This is a genomic window from Kitasatospora sp. NPDC051853 (genome assembly GCF_044452665.1).
GTDB lineage: Bacteria > Actinomycetota > Actinomycetes > Streptomycetales > Streptomycetaceae > Kitasatospora.
The window spans coordinates 475,791-493,534 of sequence record NZ_JBITBY010000001.1; the positions used below are offsets into that span (position 1 = coordinate 475,791).

17 protein-coding genes and 2 pseudogenes are annotated in these 17,744 nt (G+C 72.7%); 10 read left to right on the plus strand and 9 right to left on the minus strand.

Annotation, left to right across the window (positions count from 1 at the left end):
• The first annotated feature begins 45 nt into the window (after positions 1-45).
• Complete coding sequence (locus ACIA8O_RS02055; RefSeq protein ID WP_396291563.1) at positions 46-882, plus strand: DNA-formamidopyrimidine glycosylase family protein; 837 nt, start codon at positions 46-48, stop codon at positions 880-882.
• Here ACIA8O_RS02055 and ACIA8O_RS02060 read toward each other — a convergent pair.
• On the minus strand, positions 824-1,465 hold the full coding sequence (locus tag ACIA8O_RS02060) for a uridine kinase (protein ID WP_396291564.1): 642 nt from the start codon (positions 1,463-1,465) through the stop codon (positions 824-826). The genes ACIA8O_RS02055 and ACIA8O_RS02060 overlap by 59 nt on opposite strands.
• 274 nt (positions 1,466-1,739) lie before the next feature.
• Between ACIA8O_RS02060 and ACIA8O_RS02065 the strand changes: the two genes are divergently transcribed.
• The 7 genes and pseudogenes from ACIA8O_RS02065 to ACIA8O_RS02095 all read left to right on the plus strand — a co-directional run bounded on the left by ACIA8O_RS02065 (position 1,740) and on the right by ACIA8O_RS02095 (position 7,089).
• The gene (locus ACIA8O_RS02065; RefSeq protein ID WP_396291565.1) at positions 1,740-2,261 is read left to right on the plus strand and encodes a hypothetical protein; all 522 of its coding nucleotides are present in this window, start codon (positions 1,740-1,742) and stop codon (positions 2,259-2,261) included.
• Between the two features lie 99 nt (positions 2,262-2,360).
• Complete coding sequence (locus ACIA8O_RS02070; protein ID WP_396291566.1) at positions 2,361-3,206, plus strand: DUF4097 family beta strand repeat-containing protein; 846 nt, start codon at positions 2,361-2,363, stop codon at positions 3,204-3,206.
• A gap of 56 nt (positions 3,207-3,262) precedes the next feature.
• Positions 3,263-4,237 (plus strand): ATP-binding cassette domain-containing protein, encoded by a 975-nt coding sequence (locus ACIA8O_RS02075; RefSeq protein ID WP_396291567.1) that lies wholly within the window; start codon positions 3,263-3,265, stop codon positions 4,235-4,237.
• Positions 4,234-5,028 (plus strand): ABC transporter permease, encoded by a 795-nt coding sequence (locus ACIA8O_RS02080; RefSeq protein WP_396291568.1) that lies wholly within the window; start codon positions 4,234-4,236, stop codon positions 5,026-5,028. The genes ACIA8O_RS02075 and ACIA8O_RS02080 overlap by 4 nt, the downstream gene beginning before the upstream one ends.
• Positions 5,029-5,122: 94 nt before the next feature.
• A pseudogene (locus ACIA8O_RS02085) lies at positions 5,123-6,325 on the plus strand (cytochrome P450); the annotation flags it as partial.
• Between the two features lie 33 nt (positions 6,326-6,358).
• Entirely contained in the window at positions 6,359-6,868 is a 510-nt protein-coding gene (locus tag ACIA8O_RS02090) for an HD domain-containing protein (RefSeq protein ID WP_396292104.1), read from the plus strand.
• 56 nt (positions 6,869-6,924) lie between these two features.
• A complete protein-coding gene (locus ACIA8O_RS02095; RefSeq protein ID WP_396291569.1) occupies positions 6,925-7,089 on the plus strand; it encodes a hypothetical protein in 165 nt (54 codons plus the stop codon).
• A gap of 19 nt (positions 7,090-7,108) precedes the next feature.
• On the opposite strand, the pseudogene ACIA8O_RS02100 reads toward ACIA8O_RS02095, so the two are convergent.
• From ACIA8O_RS02100 to ACIA8O_RS02120, 5 genes and pseudogenes are all read right to left on the minus strand, one after another.
• Positions 7,109-8,109 (minus strand): annotated as a pseudogene (locus ACIA8O_RS02100) (IS5 family transposase).
• A gap of 73 nt (positions 8,110-8,182) precedes the next feature.
• The gene (gene paaK, locus ACIA8O_RS02105; protein WP_396291570.1) at positions 8,183-9,505 is read right to left on the minus strand and encodes a phenylacetate--CoA ligase PaaK; all 1,323 of its coding nucleotides are present in this window, start codon (positions 9,503-9,505) and stop codon (positions 8,183-8,185) included.
• Between the two features lie 121 nt (positions 9,506-9,626).
• Complete coding sequence (locus tag ACIA8O_RS02110; RefSeq protein WP_396291571.1) at positions 9,627-10,847, minus strand: RCC1 domain-containing protein; 1,221 nt, start codon at positions 10,845-10,847, stop codon at positions 9,627-9,629.
• A gap of 32 nt (positions 10,848-10,879) precedes the next feature.
• Positions 10,880-12,127: an RCC1 domain-containing protein gene (locus ACIA8O_RS02115; protein ID WP_396291572.1), complete on the minus strand. Its 1,248-nt coding sequence runs from the start codon at positions 12,125-12,127 to the stop codon at positions 10,880-10,882.
• 20 nt (positions 12,128-12,147) lie between these two features.
• Entirely contained in the window at positions 12,148-12,333 is a 186-nt protein-coding gene (locus ACIA8O_RS02120; protein WP_396291573.1) for a hypothetical protein, read from the minus strand.
• A 287-nt stretch (positions 12,334-12,620) separates the two neighbouring features.
• Here ACIA8O_RS02120 and ACIA8O_RS02125 point away from each other — a divergent pair, with 287 nt between their 5' ends.
• The gene (locus ACIA8O_RS02125) at positions 12,621-13,520 is read left to right on the plus strand and encodes a hypothetical protein (RefSeq protein ID WP_396291574.1); all 900 of its coding nucleotides are present in this window, start codon (positions 12,621-12,623) and stop codon (positions 13,518-13,520) included.
• Positions 13,520-14,884, plus strand: coding sequence for a hypothetical protein (locus ACIA8O_RS02130; RefSeq protein ID WP_396291575.1), 1,365 nt, complete (start codon positions 13,520-13,522; stop codon positions 14,882-14,884). Before ACIA8O_RS02125 ends, ACIA8O_RS02130 begins: the two co-directional genes overlap by 1 nt.
• 60 nt (positions 14,885-14,944) lie before the next feature.
• Here the strand turns inward: ACIA8O_RS02130 and ACIA8O_RS02135 are convergent, their stop codons facing one another.
• The 3 genes from ACIA8O_RS02135 to ACIA8O_RS02145 form a co-directional block, all read right to left on the minus strand.
• Positions 14,945-15,916, minus strand: coding sequence for a hypothetical protein (locus ACIA8O_RS02135; RefSeq protein WP_396291576.1), 972 nt, complete (start codon positions 15,914-15,916; stop codon positions 14,945-14,947).
• The gene (locus tag ACIA8O_RS02140) at positions 15,913-16,872 is read right to left on the minus strand and encodes a hypothetical protein (RefSeq protein ID WP_396291577.1); all 960 of its coding nucleotides are present in this window, start codon (positions 16,870-16,872) and stop codon (positions 15,913-15,915) included. Before ACIA8O_RS02140 ends, ACIA8O_RS02135 begins: the two co-directional genes overlap by 4 nt.
• Before the next feature lie 196 nt (positions 16,873-17,068).
• Positions 17,069-17,698 (minus strand): TetR/AcrR family transcriptional regulator, encoded by a 630-nt coding sequence (locus ACIA8O_RS02145; protein ID WP_396291578.1) that lies wholly within the window; start codon positions 17,696-17,698, stop codon positions 17,069-17,071.
• Positions 17,699-17,744 lie beyond the last annotated feature (46 nt).

A 17,744-nucleotide genomic window follows, 5' to 3' on the forward strand; every position in this document is an offset into this window, starting at 1 on the left:
CTGTTGATCTTCGCCGGAGCCCACCCGGTGCCCGATGATGGACGGGTGCCAGAAGGAGACTCCGTCCACCGCGTCGCCGCCGAGCTGGACCGGGCCCTCACCGGGCGGGTGCTGACCCGGTCCGAGCTGCGGGTGCCGGCGCACGCCACCGCCGACCTGACGGGCCGTCGGGTGCTCGGCACGGTGCCGCGCGGCAAACACCTGCTGACCAGGTTCGACGGCGGCCTGACCCTCCACACCCACCTGCGGATGGACGGCCGCTGGGCGGTCTTCGGGCCGGGGGAGCGGTGGTCCGGCGGCCCCGCACACCAGATCCGGGCCGTGCTCGGCACCGAGGGGCCGACCGCCGTCGGGTACCGGCTGCCGGTGGTCCAACTGCTGCGCACCGCCGAGGAGTCCACCGTGGTCGGCCACCTCGGCCCGGACCTGCTGGGCCCCGACTGGGACGTGGCCGAGGCGGCCCGCCGGCTGCTCGCCGAGCCGCAACGGCCGCTCGGGGAGGCCCTGTTGGACCAGCGCAACCTCGCCGGGATCGGCAACATCTACGCGAACGAGCTCTGCTACCTGGCCTCCCTCACCCCCTGGGCCCCGGTCGCCGACGCCGCCCCGGTGCTGGAGCGGCTGCTCGCCCGGGCCCAGCGGCTGCTGGACGCCAACAAGACCCGCTCCGGCCACCCGACCGTCCCCGACGCTCGCCCCGGCCGGACGCACTGGGTCTACGGCCGCGACCGCAGACCCTGCCTGCGCTGCACGACCCCCGTCCGGGTGGCCACCCACGACCGCGAGCGCCCGGCCTACTGGTGCCCCCGCTGCCAGCGCGGTCCTACGCCTGAACGGCCGTCACCAGGGCCGGGTGGCGCGGGTCGTCGCAGCGGACGGTGAGGTCGGCCAGCGAGGCCGGGTCGGTCTCCTCGGCGTAGCGGGCGAAGGCCGGCAGGGTCCAGCGCTGTTCGGGCGCGGTACGGCGAGCCAGGGCGGCCGGGGTCAGGGCCAGGTGGACCGTCAGGTCGAAGGGCAGCCAGCGGCCGAGCAGCAGCGGCCCGTCCAGCAGCAGCACCGCGTCGGGCGGCAGGGTGACGTACGCGGCCCGGGTGGAGCGGTCGGTGGCCGGATCGCGGAAGGTGGGCAGCACCCGGCCGCTGCCGCCGGGCTCCAGCGGGTCGAGCACCTCGCGCAGCAGGGTGCCCTCGTCCAGCCAGAGGTCGTGGAAGGCGTCGGCGTCCTGGTGGCCGTACTCCAGCCGGATCGAGGCGGCCCGCAGGAAGTCGGCGGCCGACACCCGCTGCACCGGGCGGCCGCGCAGCCGCAGCGGCTCCACCAGGGCGTCGGCCAGCTCGCCGGGCCGGGCGGCGTCCGCGCCGTCCAGCGCGACCCGGGCACGGCGGCCGTCGTCGACGGGCAGTGCGGCGATCCGGTCGGCGAGCAGCTCGGCCAGGCGCTCGGGCGAGATGGGCTGCACCGGCACGGGGTGCTCTCCTCTCCGTAGGGGACGTCCTCCGCTCTCAAGGCGCGGCGGCGTCACCGTATGCCCGTGGGGCCGTGGTGCCACATGGCGCTGGGGTGGTGCCATGTAGTGCCACGATGGCGCCGTAAGCCCAGTCGGAGGGGGTGTGGTGTCACGGTGTCGCGGATCGTTCTCGGGGTATCAGGCCAGGTCAGAGCATGTATGGCGCCATGTGGTGCCATGGTGGCATCGCGGGGGCTTGCGGGTGGTGCCACCGTGGTGCCATGATGGCGTCATGGACCTCACCCCGTATGTCGACACCCTCCGCCGCGAACTCGCGGTGGCCGCCGAGGCGGGGGGCGAGGACGCCCGCGAGCTCGCGGAGCGCCTGACCGCCCCCCTGGAGTCGGCGACCAGGCTCACCATGCTCAACGTGCTCTCGGCCGCGATGGACGAGATCACCCGTGAGCTGGCCCCGGGCTCGGTCGACGTGCGGCTGCGCGGGCTCGACCCGGACTTCGTGGTGACGCTGCCGCCCGCCGACCGCGGCGCCCCGGGGGAGCCGTACGCTCCCGCCGAGCCCTTCCCCGCGACGGGCGAGCCCGACGAGGGCGGCGCCACCGCCCGGGTCAACCTGCGGCTGCCGGCGCCGCTCAAGGCACGGGCGGAGGAGGCCGCGAGCCGCGAGGGCCTGTCGGTCAACGCCTGGCTGGTGCGCGCCGTCTCGTCCGCCCTGGACGGCGGCGCCACCGCCCGGCCCACCCAGCCCGGCCGGGTCCAGTCCTCCGGACAGAGCATCACCGGCTGGGTCCGCTAGAACCTGCACCTCCTGACGGCGCGTCATCCGCGCGCCGGATTCCACCGCGCGTCCCCCACCTGCGGGGATGCCGCCGAGAGCCAAGAGGACGCCACCGCCATGCCTTCTTTCGACACCCCCGCCCCGATCACCGTCACCGCCCACGTCGAGGCCGGCTCCATCCGCCTCAGTGCGGGGGACCGCACCGACACCGTGGTCGAGGTGCTGCCCCGCAACCCCAAGAAGGACAGCGACCGCCGGGCCGTCGAGCAGGCCGAGGTCACCTTCGTGAACGGTGTGCTCACCGTGAAGACGCCCAAGTTCCGCAACACGCTGCGCAAGCCGGGCACCGTGGACATCACGGTCGAGCTGCCCACCGGCTCGGCGGTCGACGTCACCGGCGCCTGGGCCCAGGTGCTCGGCGAGGGCCGGCTCGGCGAGGTCCGGGTGAAGACCTCGACCGGTGACACCCGGCTGGACACCACCGGCCCGCTCCGGCTGACCGCCTCGCACGGCTCGATCACCGTCGAGCGGGTGGACGGCACGGCCGAGATCACCACCAGCACCGGCAGCCTCCGGGTCGGCAGCGTCAGCGGCCCCGCCGTCCTGAAGAACTCGCACGGCACCACCAGCGTGGAGCTGGCCGGCGGCGACCTGCGGGTGAGCGGCGCCAACGGCGACATCGACGTTCGCCGGGCCGAGGGCTCGGTGACCGCCACCACCGCCCACGGCACCATCCGGGTCGGCGAAGTGGTGCGCGGCACCGCCCAGTTGGAGACCAACTACGGCGCCATCGAGGTGGGCATCCGGCAGGGCACCGCCGCCTGGCTGGACGTCAACTCCGGCGCCGGCCAGGTGCGCAACATGCTCACCAGCTCCGAGGCCCCGGCGGAGACCGAGGAGACCGTCAAGGTCCACGCCCGTACCCGCTACGGCAACATCGACGTGCTGCGCGCCCGGGGCTGACCGCTTCGACCCACCCACCATCCAGGCAAGTCCGTTCACCGAAAGGGGAGGGCTCCATGCCTTCGTCTGTCATGCCCACGCCCAGGAGTGCCGATGCTCCTGCCGCTGTCTCCGCAGTCGGTCTGCGCAAGTCCTACGGGGACAAGACCGTGCTGGACGGGGTCGACCTGCGCATCCCGGCCGGGTCGGTGTTCGCCCTGCTGGGCCCCAACGGCGCCGGCAAGACCACCGTCGTGAAGATCCTGTCCACCCTGATCGGCGCGGACGGCGGCCAGGCCCAGGTGGCCGGCCACGACCTGGCCACCCGGCCCCAGCAGGTGCGCGCCGCGATCGGTGTCACCGGCCAGTTCTCCGCCGTCGACGGCCTGATCACCGGCGAGGAGAACATGCTGCTGATGGCCGACCTGCACCACCTGCCCAAGGCCGAGGGCCGCAAGGTGGCGGCCGACCTCCTGCGCCGCTTCGACCTGACGGAGGCGGCCACCAAGCCCGCCTCCACCTACTCCGGTGGCATGAAACGCCGCCTGGACATCGCCATGACCCTGGTCGGCAGCCCGAGCATCATCTTCCTGGACGAGCCCACCACCGGCCTGGACCCGCGCTCACGCCACGCCATGTGGCAGATCGTGCGCGAGCTGGTCGCCGACGGCACCACCGTCTTCCTCACCACCCAGTACCTGGAGGAGGCCGACGAACTCGCCGACCGCATCGCCGTGTTGAACGGCGGCCGCATCGTCGCCGAGGGCACCGCCGACGAACTCAAGCGCCTCATCCCCGGCGGCCACGTCCGCCTGCGATTCACCCACCCCCACGCCTACCAGGACGCCGCCGCCACCCTCACCGAAGGCGCCCGCCACGACGACACCCTCACCCTCCACCTGCCCAGCGACGGCAGCCAGCGCCACCTGCGCCGCATCCTCGACCACCTCGACAACCACGGCATCGAAGCCGACGAACTCACCGTCCACACCCCCGACCTCGACGACGTCTTCTTCGCCCTCACCACCCACCCCGCGGAGGCCACCCGATGAGCAGCTCCCTGTCCCCGGCCGTGCGCGACTCCTCCACCATGCTGCGCCGCAACCTCCTGCACGCCCGCCGCTACCCCTCCCTGACCCTCAACCTCCTGCTCACCCCGATCGTCCTGCTGCTGCTGTTCGTCTACGTCTTCGGCGACGTGATGAGCGCCGGCATCGGCGGCGCCGGCGCCGACCGCTCCGGGTACATCGCCTACCTGGTCCCCGGCATCCTGCTGATGACCATCGGCGGCACCACGGTGGGCACCGCCGTCTCCGTCTCCAACGACATGACCGAGGGCATCATCGCCCGCTTCCGCACCATGGCCATCCACCGCGGCTCCGTCCTGATCGGCCACGTCATCGGCAGCGTCGTCCAGTCCGTCACCGCCGTCGTCCTGGTCGCCGCCGTCGGCGTCGCCATCGGATTCCGCTCCACCGACGCCACCGTCCTGGAGTGGCTCGCCGCCCTGGGCCTGCTCTCCCTCTTCGCCCTCGCCCTGACCTGGATCGCCGTCGGGATGGGCATGGTCAGCCCCAGCGCCGAAGCCGCCAGCAACAACGCCCTGCCCCTGATCTTCCTGCCCCTGATCTCCAGCGCCTTCGTCCCGGTGAACGCCATGCCCGGCTGGTTCCAGCCCATCGCCGAGTACCAGCCCTTCACCCCCGCCATCGAGACCCTGCGCGGCCTGCTGCTCGGCACCGAGATCGGCAACAACGGCTGGATCGCCCTCGCCTGGTGCCTGGGCCTGACCGTCCTCGGCTACCGCTGGTCCAAGAACGTCTACGACCGCGACCCCAAGTGACACCCCCACCACCGCACCGGGCGGCCACCGCTGACACCACGTCAGGGGAGGCCGCCCCGGCGGCGTTCCCGGGCCTGACCCTAGGGTGGGGCGGGTGACGACCTCTCAACTTCCCGCAGCCGACCCGGTGGCCCTGCTCACCGCCGACCCCTACGCGGGCTACGCCGCCCTCCGCGAGGCCGGCCCCGTCCACCGCGTCACCGGCCCCGACGGGCTGCCGGTCTGGCTGGTGACCCGCTACACCGACGTCCGCCAGGCCCTGGCCGACCCGCGCCTGGCCCTCGACAAGCGCCACGCCACCCCCGGCAACTACCGCGGCTTCTCGCTCCCGCCCGCGCTGGACGCCAACCTGCTCAACATGGACCCGCCCGACCACACCCGGATCCGCCGCCTGGTCTCCCAGGCCTTCACCCCGCGCCGGATCGCCGCCCTGCGCCCCGCCGTCGAGCGGACCGCCGAGGAACTGCTCGACGCGATCGCCCCGCTCGGCCGGGCCGAGCTGATCTCCGCCTACGCCGCCCCGCTGCCGATCACCGTGATCTGCGACCTGCTCGGCGTCCCCGCCGACCACCGGCACGACTTCCGGGCCTGGACGGACACCCTGGTCGCCCCCGACCCGGCCCGCCCGCAGGACGCCAAGGCCGCGGTCGGCGCGATGCTCGCCTTCTTCACCGAGCTGATCGCCCGCAAGCGCACCGAGCCCGGCGAGGACCTGCTCTCCGCGCTGATCGCCGTCCGCGACGAGAACGACGCCCAGGACCGGCTCGGCGAGGACGAGTTGACCTCGCTCGCCTTCCTGATCCTGTTCGCCGGCTACGAGAACACCGTCCACCTGATCGGCAACGCCGTCCTCGCCCTGCTCACCCACCCCGAGCAGCTCGCCGCCCTGCGACGGGACCCGGCCCTGGCCGCCTCCGCCGTCGAGGAGTTCGCCCGCTACGACGGCCCCGCCCCGCTGGCCATCCGCCGCTTCACCACGGAGGACCTCACCATCGGCGGCGTCACCGTCCCGGCCGGGGAGACCGTCCTGCTCGCCCTGGCCTCCGCCAACCGCGACCCCGCCCACTTCCCCGAGCCTGACCGCCTGGACCTGGCCCGCCCGGAGAACCAGCACCTGGCCCTCGGCCACGGCATCCACTACTGCCTCGGCGCCCCGCTGGCCCGGCTGGAGACCGAGGTCGCCCTCACCGCCCTGCTGCGCCGCCTCCCGGGCCTGACCCTCGGTCAGCCCGCCGCCGAGCTGCGCCACCGCCCCTCGCTGCGCGCCCGGGGCCTGCTGGCCCTGCCCGTACAGTGGGCCCTCGACGGAGAGCGCGGACCTGGAGGACGGATGCTGACCCTGGCCGAGGTGGACGCCCTGGCGGAGCAGGCGCACGCGGGGCAGGTGGACAAGCTCGGCGTGCCGTACATCGGCCACGTCCGGGCGGTGGCGGCCGGGCTGGCGCCGTTCGGGGACGGCCTGCGGATGGCCGGGCTGCTGCACGACGTGCTGGAGGACACCCCGCTGACGGAGGAGGACCTGCTCCGCGCCGGGGTGCCCGCCGCCGTGGTGGCCACCGTGCGACGGGTCACCCGGGTGGCGGGGGTCGGGTACGAGGAGATGATCCGTCAGGTGGCGGGGGACCAGGCCGCCGCCCTGGTGAAGATCGCCGACAACGCGCACAACTCCCACCCCGAGCGGGTGGCCGCCCTGGACGCGGACAGCCGGGAGCGGCTGGCCCGCCGGTACCGGGGAGCGCGCGAGGTGCTCTGGCCCGCCGTGCCGGAGGCGGACGTCCGCGCGGTGCTGGAGCTGGTCAACCCGGCGCTGCTGGCGGAGCTGGCCGCGCCGGGCGGATGAGAGCACGCTGGAAGGTGGCCCCGCAGCAGCGGGCCCACGGACCAGGGAGCGCCACCATGTCGGACATGCAGCAGCGGCTCGCCGAGAAGGACGCCACCGAGCGGGAGGACATCCGGGCGGCCGACCCGGAGGAGGGCATCACCTCGTACCAGACCATGCACGCCTGGGAGGAATCGCAGGCCGAGGGCGACCGCGACGACGAGGACCGGGACGACCGCTAGGGAGCGTATTTGGTTGTGATCATTGGGTCTTGGTGAGGTCGCTGATCCAGATCATCGCTCCGCGGAGGTGGAGGCCGGCGAGGTAGCTTTCCGGGGTTTTGTCGTACCGGGTAGCGATGCCTCGCCAGGCCTTCAGCTTGTTGATCAGGCGCTCGACGGTGTTGCGGTCCTTGTAGAGGCCGGTGTCGTGGCTGACGGGCCGGCCACCCGCGGAGCCCTTCTTCTTCCGGTTGGCGGCCTGGTCCCGCTTCTCCGGGATGACTGCCTTGATGTGGCGTTTGCGCAGGTAGGCGCGGTTGCCGCGGGACGAGTAGGCCTTGTCGCCGGCGACCGCGTCGGGCCGGGTGCGGGGGCGGCCGACCGGCCCACGGACCCGCACATTGGCCAGCACGGGGATCAACTGCGGGCTGTCAGCGGCCTGGCCCTCGGTCAGAACGAGCACCAGCGGGCGGCACTTGCGCTCACCGGCGACGTGGACCTTGCTGGTCTGACCACCCCTGGAGCGCCCGAGCAAGGCGGCCTTCAGACGGAGCCTTCGCCTGCGCCGGACACGCCGCCGCTCCTCCCACCCCGGGTCGTATGTGCTGCCCTGCCCGTCTTGTCCCTCCGGGCCGCCCCCTTTTGCCGGGCCCTGTCCGCTTCCTCCGCGGCTTTCTCCAAGTCGGCGAGCGTATCCGGATCCAGGTGCATCCCAGCGGCGTCATGGTGGGCCCTCACAGTGGTGGAATCCACGCTGACCAGCGACAGGTCCACCTCGCCCCGCTTCGCCGCCTCCGCAATCGCACCTTCCAGCAGGGCCTCGAAGACCCCGGCATCCCGCCACTGCCGGAAGCGGTTGTGGACCGTCGACCAGGCACCGAACTCCCGCGGCATCTCCCGCCACTGCCCACCCGTCCGAAACCGCCAGATCACACCCTCGAACTGGCGGCGCAACCGCTCGGGGTAGGGGCCGTACCCGCCGACCGGCAGAAACGGCTCGATGAACTCCCACTCGGCATCAGTCAGTTGAACTCGCGTCACACAACACGATCTATCCGACCAGGCCCGGCCACGAGGCCGAAACCCACGAACTGATCACAACCCGATACGTGCCCTAGTCACCCTCGGAGCGCAGGTCGGCGATCCGCTGGATCTTCCCGACCGAGCGCTCCAGCGTGTAGGGGTCGACCACCTCGACCTCGGCACTCACGCCGATGCCGTCCTTGACGTCCCGGACGATCGCCGCCCCGGCCTCGGCCCGCGCCCGCGGGTCGGCGTCGGGGCGGGCCTCCACTCGGACGGTGAGGTGGTCGAGGCGGCCGCGGCGGGTCAGGCGGAGCTGGAAGTGCGGGGCGACCGCGGGGGTGCGCAGCAGGATCTCCTCGATCTGGGTGGGGAAGAGGTTGACCCCGCGCAGGATGATCAGGTCGTCGCTGCGGCCGGTGACCTTCTCCATCCGGCGGAAGGCCGGGCGGGCGGTGCCCGGCAGCAGCCGGGTCAGGTCCCGGGTGCGGTAGCGGATGACCGGCAGCGCCTCCTTGGTGAGCGAGGTGAAGACCAGCTCGCCGTGCTCGCCGTCCGGCAGGGACGCGTCGGTCAGCGGGTCGACGATCTCGGGGAGGAAGTGGTCCTCCCAGATGTGCAGGCCGTCCTTGGTCTCCACGCACTCCTGCGCCACGCCCGGCCCCATCACCTCGGAGAGGCCGTAGATGTCGACCGCGTGGACGCCGGTGCGCTCCTCGATCTCGCGGCGCATCTCCTCCGTCCAGGGCTCGGCCCCGAGGATCGCGACCTCCAGCGCGGTGGAGCGCGGGTCCACGCCCTGCTTCTCGAACTCGTCCAGCAGGGTGAGCAGGTAGGAGGGGGTCACCATGACGACCTCGGGCTCCAGGTCCCGGATCAGCTGGACCTGACGGGCGGTCATGCCGCCGGAGGCCGGGATCACGGTGCAGCCGGCCCGGGTGGCGCCGTCGTGCGCGCCGAGGCCGCCGGTGAACAGCCCGTACCCGTAGGCCACGTGCACCTTGTGCCCGGCCCGGCCGCCGGCCGCCCGGATCGAGCGGGCCACCAGGTCGGCCCAGTTCGAGAGGTCGCCCTCGGTGTAGCCGACCACGGTGGGGCGGCCGGTGGTGCCGCTGGAGGCGTGGATGCGGCGCACCCGGTCCATCGGGACGGCGAACATCCCGTACGGGTAGGTCTCGCGCAGGTCCGCCTTGGTGGTGAAGGGGAAGCGGGCCAGGTCGGCGAGAGTGCGGCAGTCCTCGGGGCGGACCCCGGCGGCGTCGAACTTGCGCCGGTAGAGCTCGACGTTGTCGTAGGCGTGGCGCAGGGTGCCCCGGAGCAGGGTGAGTTGGCGCTCCCTCAGCTCCTCGGGCGTCAGCCGCTCACCGGCGTCCAGCAGTTCCGCCGGCAGGGGCTCTCCCAGGCGCTTGCCCATCGCATCTCCTCCGCCGTCCGGCCGTCCGACCGGTCATTCGGTCGGTGCGCGAGAACGGTGCCCAGTAATCCACTGCCCGCCCCGGCTGTCAAGGTCCGGGGCGGGCAGGGGTGACGGACGGTCAGTTGGCCAGGCTGAAGTCACCTCCGACCGGGGCGGCCAGCTTGTCCACGCCGGTCAGGGCGGTGAGCGTGGTGACCGGGGTGGAGCTGTCGGTGGTGGTGCCGTTGCCGAGCTGGCCGGAGCCGTTGTTGCCCCAGGAGCGGACGGTGTTGTCGCCGAGCAGGACCACGGTGTGCTCGCGGCCGCCGACCACCAGCTGGATGCCGGTGAGGGCCGGGACGGGTACGGGGGTGATCCGGTAGTCGGTGGTGCCGTCGCCGATCTGGCCGGAGGTGTTCTGGCCCCAGGCCTTGAGCTTGTTGTCGGAGTCGGTGACGGCCATGCTGTGCTTGCACCCGGCGGCGATCTGGGAGACGCCGCCGAGCCAGATGCCCTGGGTGTCGACCGGGCTGTAGCGGTTGATGGTGGAGTTGTCGCCGAGCTGGCCGGTGGCGTTGTAGCCCCAGGCCTTGATGGCGTTGCCGCTGGTGGGCTTGGTGGTGCTGCTCGGCGGGCCGACCAGGGCGAGGTTGTGGTCGCAGCCCGCCGCGATCTTGGTGACCCCGGTCAGCCCGGAGACCTGGTTGGGGACGGCGCGGCTGGCCGAAATGCCGTCGCCCAGTTGGCCGTTGATGTTGTAGCCCCAGGCCCAGACGGTGCCGTCCTCGCGCAGTGCGATGCTGTGGTTGAGCCCGGCGGCGATCGCCACCACCTTGTTGAGGCCCTCGACCCGGACCGGCACCGAGCTGTCGTTGTTGGTGCCGTTGCCGAGCTGACCGTAGTTGTTGTGGCCCCAGGAGACCACGGTGCGGTCGGCCAGCAGGGCCAGGCTGTGGGTGCCGCCGGCCGCGATGTCGGTGGCGTTGGAGAGGTTCACCACCTGCCCCGGCGCGTTGTGGCTGAAGACCGAACCGTCGCCCAGCTGACCGGAGTTGTTGGAGCCCCAGGACTGCACGGTGCGGTCGGTGAGCAGCGCCAGGCCGTGCCCGTTGTGGGCGCCCGCGCCGCCGGCCGCGATCTTCACCACCTCAGCGCTGGTCAGGCCGAGCACGGTGGTGGCGGTGGTGCGGAAGTCCGTCCAGGTGCCGTCGCCGAGCTGCCCGGCGCGGTTGTTGCCCCAGGACTTGAGCCGCTTCTCCTGGGCGTGCGCGGTTCCGGCCGGCAGGGCGAGCGGAGCGGCTATGGCGACGGCGGCGAGGGTGGCGGCCAGGACGCGGCCGGTCCGGCGGGGGTGGTTCATCTTCTGCCTTCCGTAAGGGAATCGATGGCTGGTCAACGCGCCAGGCTGAAGCTGCCGCTGGACGGCGCCGCGACCATGGACACGCTGCCGGACTTGGCCAGCACCTGCACCGGGGTGAGGCGCTGGGTGGTGGTGCCGTCGCCGAGCTGGCCCTTGTCGTTCAGACCCCAGGCCTTGACGGTGCCGTCGGCCAGTACCGCCAGGTTGTGGGCCGAGCCGGCCGCGACGGCCAGCACGCCGGTCAGGTCGGAGACGGGGACGGAGGTGTTGCGCTGGGTCTGGGTGTTGTCGCCGACCTGGCCGTTGGTGTTCAGGCCCCAGGCCCGGACGGTGCGGTCCTCCAGCAGGGCCAGGCTGTGCGAGCCGCCGGCGGCCAGCGCGGAGACGCCCTTGAGCTCCAACACCGGTACGGGATAAGGCTTGTTGGCCACGGTGTCGTCGCCGAGCTGGCCCTTGTCGTTCAGGCCCCAGGCGACGGCGGTGCCGTCGGCGAGCAGCGCCATGGCGTGCGAGGCCCCGGTGGTGATGCTCTTGACGGTGGTCAGCTCCGGGACGGCGACCGCGGTGGTGCGGGTGGCCGGGGTCGGGGCGGGTACGGCGGCGCCGGACGCGGGCTTGGCGGTGATGCCGAGCTGGCCCTTGTCGTTGCTCCCCCAGCTCTTCACCGTGCCGTCCTTGAGCAGGGCCAGGCTGAAGTTGTCACCGGCCGCGACGGCCTGGACGTCGTTGAGCCCGGCGACGGTGACCGGGAGCTTGGCGTCGGTGGTGGTGCCGTCGCCCAACTGCCCCTTGTCGTTGAGGCCCCAGGCCTTCACGGTGCCGTCCTTGAGCAGGGCCAGGGCGTGCGAGCCGCCCGCGGCCACGGCCTCCACGTCGGTCAGGCCGGGCACCAGGCCGGGCACCGACCACTCGTCGGTGGTGCCGCTGGCCCCGTTGCCGAGCTGGCCCTTGTCGTTGCGGCCCCAGGCCTCCACGGTGCCGTTGCCCATCAGGGCGAGGGCGAAGCCGGCGGCCGCCGCCCCGGTGCCGCTGCCACCGGCGGAGATGCCGTTCACCTCGGCGCCGGACAGGCCGACCACCGAGATCGGGCTCAGCCGCTGGGTCTTGGCGGTGCCGTCGCCGAGCTGGCCGTTGGTGTTCTGGCCCCAGGCCCGCAGCCGCAGGTCGTAGGCCGAGGCGGCGGAGGTGGGCAGCGCGGTGGCGCCCAGCAGGGTGAGGCCGGCGATGACGGCGGGGACGGCGGTGGCGGGCAGGCGGCGGAGCGTGCGGTGCGGGTGCATCTCTTCCTCTACGTCGGGGGTCACTGGAGCGGTGCGGAGCGGTGGACGGGCGCGCCGTGGAGCGTGGCGTGGCCGGGCAGGGGCCGCTGCCCGTGCCGGTCGGCGGCCTCGGCGAGCTGAGCGGTCGTCAGGGGGAGGACGGCGGCCAGGGCGAGCAGCGCGGCACCCGCCCGCAGGCAGCGGGCAGGGCGGAGCAAGGGGGTCATGGGGGATTCCTCGACGATCCGGGCCGCGCGGCGCGGTGAGCGGGCGGCCACTGGGGGACAGGGGATCGGGATCGTTCGAACACCTACCCGGGCCTGAGGGGTGCCCTCACCACCTCCGGCGGCCTTCCACGCCAATGGCCCAGCGAGATGGTTCGTCTTCGCTCTATCGGCTCGCCCTGATTGCGGTGAGTAACCGTGACTCCGAGGATGACGGAAGATCGTGAGTGTCCGTCAGCTGACTGACGCTCAACAGTCCGGAAAAACTGCCGAGTTCAGCGGAGACAACCGTGCTGCGGAAACATCGGGCCAGACTCCTGGTCATCACGCTCAGTAGCTCACTGGCCCTGGCGGCCCCGGCGGTGGCGGAGGACACCGAGCCGGCGGTGGTGGTGAACGGGACCTTCTCCTCTCCGACGGTCCCCTCCACCAGCTACTGGGGGAGGAACCCCGACGGCTGGAGCCCTGCGGTGGTCAGGGAGGCCTCACGGACTGGGCATCCGGCCGGCTACCAGGCTGCCACTCTGACCTGGGGCAACAAGGTGGAGCCGCTCAGCGGCCGTGTGCGCGGGGTGCGGGCCGGTGCCACCGTCACGGTCAGCTGGGATGACGACCCCGGCACCTGTGTGGCCCAGGGCAGCGGGAAGCTCGCCTACACCCTCTCGGTGGCCGGCGACACCAACACGGCGGGTGCGTTCAGCACCAACGAGGCGACCGGCAAGCCGAACTGGTTCACCGGCCGGACGTACTCCTTCATCGCCGCCGAGGACGCCCCGGCGATCACCTTCACCGCGGCCGTGGCCGGCAGCTGCGGGCCGATGATCACCAACGTCGCCGCCAAGCAGACCGCGCCCCCGCTCGGCGCGCCCGCCAAGCCCGAGCAGAACGACCCCTGCGCGGGCGACGCGAAGGACAGCCCGGCGTGCAAGGACGTGGCCGGGAGCAAGGAGAAGATCGACAACTGCCCGCCCACCAGCAAGGAGTGCCTGGGCAGCGTGGCCGGTGACGGCAAGGCGGAGAAGGACGGCATCGCGCAGCAGACCCAGGCCGTCACCGACTTCGGCAAGGTCTCCCGGGACGAGCCGCCGAACGCCGCCGCGAACGAGCTCTGCGCGCTGCCGAACGCGTTGACCGCCTCCGCCGGGCCCGGGGACGCGGTGGTCCCGCCGAGCGAGTGGTGGTTCTGCTGATGCGCCGTCACCTCCTGGCCCGGCTGGGCTGCCCGGCCGCCGCGCTGGCCCTGGCCGTCACCGCGCCGCCGCCCGCCCACGCCGCCACCCCGGCCCCGGCGCCGGTCCCGGTCGCCGTGCCCAACGGCACCTTCGCCCGCCCGGCCGCGCCCGACAACGGCACCCAGGCCGGGCACGCCGACTGGTACCCCGAGACCAACGCGGTGGTCTTCGGCAAGGCGCTGGCCCAGCACCCGCAGGGGTACCAGGCCACCTCGCTCAACTGGAACGGCGTGCCGCGCTCGATGCGCACCCGCCTGTGGGGCGTGAAGAACGGCTCCCGGGTCACCCTGCGCTGGGACGACAGCCCGAGCACCCACCCCGGCTGCAGGCTCGACCAGGTGAAGGACGGTCAGACCTACAACGTCTCGCTGGTCGTCCCGACCGGCATCCCGCCGGACCCGCAGGTCACCACCGAGGGCACCGACGCGGTGGGCAAGGCCCACTGGACCGCTGGCCGGCTCTTCGAGTTCACCGCCACCGAGGACAACCCGATGGTCTCCTTCGACTCGGAGGAGACCGGCTCGCTCTCCTGCGGGCCGCTGATCACCAACGTGACGGCCGAGCAGCTGCCCGCGCCGGTGGACCAGAAGATCGCCAAGGAGCGGCTGCCCGGCCCCTCGGCCTACAACGGGGTCACCGCCCTGGAGCCCGGCGTGGCGGTGGACGACTGCGAAGGCTCCACCACCGCCTGCCGGTTCACCGTCGACCGGCGCTACTCCTACCAGTACTACGGGCGGACCCGGATCGTCGGCGAGGTGTACGTGAACTGCACCCGCAACACGGTGGTGGACGACCACCCGATGACCAACACCGAGCCCCCGTACGACAACCTCAGCCAGTACTACGCGCTCAAGGGCGCCCCGCTCACCCCGGACCGCTCCGACATCTCGGTCAGCCGGCCCAACCTGGCCGCCCAGGTGGCGGCCGGCTTCGCGGCGGGCGGCGGCAACCCGGCGGCGGTCTCCACCAGCAACCCGCTCACCTGGAGCCGGACCACCACCAAGTCGCTCAACCCCACCATCCAGCCGGGGGAGGTGAGTTGGATCGAGGTGCAGCCGGCCCGCGAGCGGGTGGTCGGCACCTTCACCAACTCCCGGAACGCCTACCGCCTGGACGCCACCTTCGACGTCCCGGCCACCTCGCTCCCGGACCGCTACTTCCAGCGCACCGGCCCGCTCAACGAGGTGGAGCTCCAGCGCTGCGGCACCGCCCGCCCGAGCGGCGGCACCCCGGACAACGCACCGGGGGCGGACCAGCGCCTGGTGGCCCTGGACGCCCCGCCCGCCGGGGTCCGGACCAGGTCCGTCCCGCTCAACCCGTAGCCCCCGCACACGACGTGGCCGCCTGCCGGAGCTCCGGCAGGCGGCCACGTCGTGCACGGTTCAGTCCAGCGGCACCCACGCCCCGTCCGCCGTCAGCCGGTACCGGGCGTCCGGCCGGGAGCCGTCGGTGCGCGGCGGCAGCTCTTCGAGGGACCCCTCGGCGAGGGCCCGGCCCGGCGGACGGAGCGTCAGGCAGCGGTCCGGGCTGGTGAAGGTCTGCGCCACCAGGGTGCTGACGTTGACACTGGAGGGGCTGTCCACCGTGACGTTCTTGATGAGCTTCCCGGTGCCGTCCACGCTGAGCTCGCCGACCGTGCGGGTCATCGCGTTCAGCACCCCGAACTGGAGCTCGTCGCCGGGCCGCACGGTGAACTTGACCTGCGTGGTCTCGGTGTTGGTCCGCCGCCACTCCTTGGAGTAGGTCGCCTTGAAGGCCAGCGAGAAGGTGGCCTTGGCACTCAGCTTGACCTGTCCGGAGGCGCCGACCGAGCCGCCTGCCGCGAGCGTCGCCCCGCTGGTGATCTCCGAGTTCGGCCCCTTGTCCTTGGGGGCGGTGTGGTCGGTGTGGGTCATCTCGTTCTTGTTGCTCACGCCCACGCTGCCGGCCACCGTGGTGGTGTTGTCGATGGTGCCCTCCAGCGTGGCGGTGCCGGAGATCTCGCCCGAGATGTTGTCGGTGGTGGTGGACTCCAGGATCACCGTGCGGTGCACGTCGATCGCCTTGTTGGTGCAGTTGATCGCGGCGTTGCCGAGCGACATCACCGCGGTGGTGAACTCCCGGGAGCCCGCCGGGTTGACCCGGAACGAGCAGCCGTACTCCCCGCCGCAGCCCCGGGCCACCGCGGCGGCGTCGGGCAGCGCCGTAGCGCCGTCGAAGGCCTCGGCGGCCGCCATCGCCCCGACGCCGGCCATCGCCTCGACGCCGGCCTCCGCCGCGGCGGCGGGCCACGGGAGGGCGGTCACCACCGTCAGGGCGGTCAGTACCGCCAGGGCGTTCGGCATCCCGGCCGCCCGCATGTGACGCGTCCTCATCGCTTCCTCCACTCACCCTGCTCGGTCCGGACGTACACGGCGCCCGGCCGGCGGCCGTCCCGCTCGGGGGCCAGCTCGACCAGCCCGGCCGACCGGCCCTTCGGACGGAGCGTCAGGCACTTGTCCGGGCTGCTGAAGCTCTGCGCCACGATCGCGCTGACGTTGGCGGTGGAGGGGCTGTCCACCGTGATGTCCTTGATGAGCTTCCCGGTGCCGTCCACCGTCAGCGCACCGGCCGTGCGCACCATGGCGTTCAGCACCCCGAACTGGATCTCGTCCCCCGGGGCGACGGTGAACACCACCCTGGTCGACTCGGTGTTGACGGATTGCCAGCGGTGCGAGTACGTCGCCTTGAAGGCCGTCGCGAAGCTCGCCTTGGCGCCGAGGTGCAGGCTGTTCGAGCCGGAGACGGTGACCGGGACGTCCACCGAGGTCTTGGCCTGGTCCTGGGTGGTCGGGCCCTTGTCCTTGCTCGATCCCCACTGGGTGGTGCCACCCACGACGCCCGGGGCCACGCTGGCGGCGGCCGAGGCGCTCACCGTGCCGTCGATCGCGCCCTCGATCGCCGCGCTGCCGGAGATCTCGCCGCCGATGTTGTCCGTGCTGCTGGTCACGAAGGTGACGGTGCGGTCGATCTGCATCTCGCCGTCCGAGCAGTTGATGGCCGCGTTCCCCAGGGACATCACCGCGCTGAGGTACTCGCGCGAGATCGCCCGGTCGACCCGGAAGGTGCACGGCGCCCCCTGCGCGCAGAGGTCGGTCACCTCCTTGGTGGTGGCCAGGCGCTGCTCCCCGTCGTACGCCTGGGCGACCAGGGGCGGGGGCGGCCCTGCCTCGTCGTCGGCGCTGCTCGGCAGGGCGAAGGGGACGAGGACGGCGAGCGCGGCCACCGGGGCCAGCACGGCGGTCCGGGCGCCGTGCCGCCTCCTGGTGGGCGGGCGTGCGGCATCAACCACGGGAACTCTCCTGAGTCGTGGGTCGGGTCGGTGCCTTCATCCTCCGGTCGGCCCCGGCGGCGGGCGAACGGTCACCGGGGCGCCTGCGCCATTCGATGGCGCGTCAACCTCCGTGTGGAGCAGCCGCCTTGAGGCCGCCGGCCACGTCCGGAGTACTCCGCCGGGCGGGGTGGTGCCGCAGCCGCTTGAATGGGACTCAGCGGGGCGAGAGACCCTCCAGCAGGGTGGCGAGCACGCTCCGCAGCCGGGCCGCCAGCAGCCCCTCCTCGGCCGGGGCCGGGTCCTGGACCCAGCGGATCAGGGTGCCCAGGTAGAGGTCGTGGAGCAGGTCGCCGACCTGGTGGGCGGGCAGCACGGTGGCCAACTCGCCCCGGGCGGTGCCGGTTTCCACGATCCGGGTGAAGATCTCGGCCAGGTAGGGCCGCTCGGTGAGCGGCCGGCCGGCCCGGACCCAGGCGGTGAGCATCGCCACCGTGACCTCGCGCTCGCCCTCGTTGAGCCGGCCGAGCACCGTCATGCAGTGCTCCAACCGGGCTGCCGCGCCCGGTTGTTCACCCTCGGGCCCGGGCCCGGGCAGTTCCTCCAGCGAGGCGGCGAGCTCGGCCTGCCGGTGGCGGCCCCACTCGCTGATCAGGTCCTCCTTGCGCTGGAAGTGGTTGAAGAAGGTGGCCCGCGCGACGTCCGCGTCCTCCGCGATGTCGTCGATCGAGGTGCCGTCGTACCCCTGCTCGGCGAAGAGTCTCAGGGCCGACTTGTAGAGGCCCTCCCTGACCCGCAGCTTGTTGCGCTCACGGCGCCCGAGTGACGTTGCCGCTGCCCTGGTCATGCCTCATGCCCCCCGCTGACGATCCCCCAGGCCAGCTTTATACCAT

Coding starts and splice junctions, on each gene's coding strand:
- ACIA8O_RS02080 (WP_396291568.1), top strand. CDS start 4,234: ATGAGCAGCTCCCTGTCCCCGGCCGTGCGCGACTCCTCCACCATGCTG.
- ACIA8O_RS02065 (WP_396291565.1), top strand. CDS start 1,740: ATGGACCTCACCCCGTATGTCGACACCCTCCGCCGCGAACTCGCGGTG.
- ACIA8O_RS02075 (WP_396291567.1), top strand. CDS start 3,263: ATGCCTTCGTCTGTCATGCCCACGCCCAGGAGTGCCGATGCTCCTGCC.
- ACIA8O_RS02115 (WP_396291572.1), bottom strand. CDS start 12,127: ATGCACCCGCACCGCACGCTCCGCCGCCTGCCCGCCACCGCCGTCCCC.
- ACIA8O_RS02110 (WP_396291571.1), bottom strand. CDS start 10,847: ATGAACCACCCCCGCCGGACCGGCCGCGTCCTGGCCGCCACCCTCGCC.
- ACIA8O_RS02090 (WP_396292104.1), top strand. CDS start 6,359: ATGCTGACCCTGGCCGAGGTGGACGCCCTGGCGGAGCAGGCGCACGCG.
- paaK (WP_396291570.1), bottom strand. CDS start 9,505: ATGGGCAAGCGCCTGGGAGAGCCCCTGCCGGCGGAACTGCTGGACGCC.
- ACIA8O_RS02120 (WP_396291573.1), bottom strand. CDS start 12,333: ATGACCCCCTTGCTCCGCCCTGCCCGCTGCCTGCGGGCGGGTGCCGCG.
- ACIA8O_RS02095 (WP_396291569.1), top strand. CDS start 6,925: ATGTCGGACATGCAGCAGCGGCTCGCCGAGAAGGACGCCACCGAGCGG.
- ACIA8O_RS02070 (WP_396291566.1), top strand. CDS start 2,361: ATGCCTTCTTTCGACACCCCCGCCCCGATCACCGTCACCGCCCACGTC.
- ACIA8O_RS02145 (WP_396291578.1), bottom strand. CDS start 17,698: ATGACCAGGGCAGCGGCAACGTCACTCGGGCGCCGTGAGCGCAACAAG.
- ACIA8O_RS02135 (WP_396291576.1), bottom strand. CDS start 15,916: ATGAGGACGCGTCACATGCGGGCGGCCGGGATGCCGAACGCCCTGGCG.
- ACIA8O_RS02130 (WP_396291575.1), top strand. CDS start 13,520: ATGCGCCGTCACCTCCTGGCCCGGCTGGGCTGCCCGGCCGCCGCGCTG.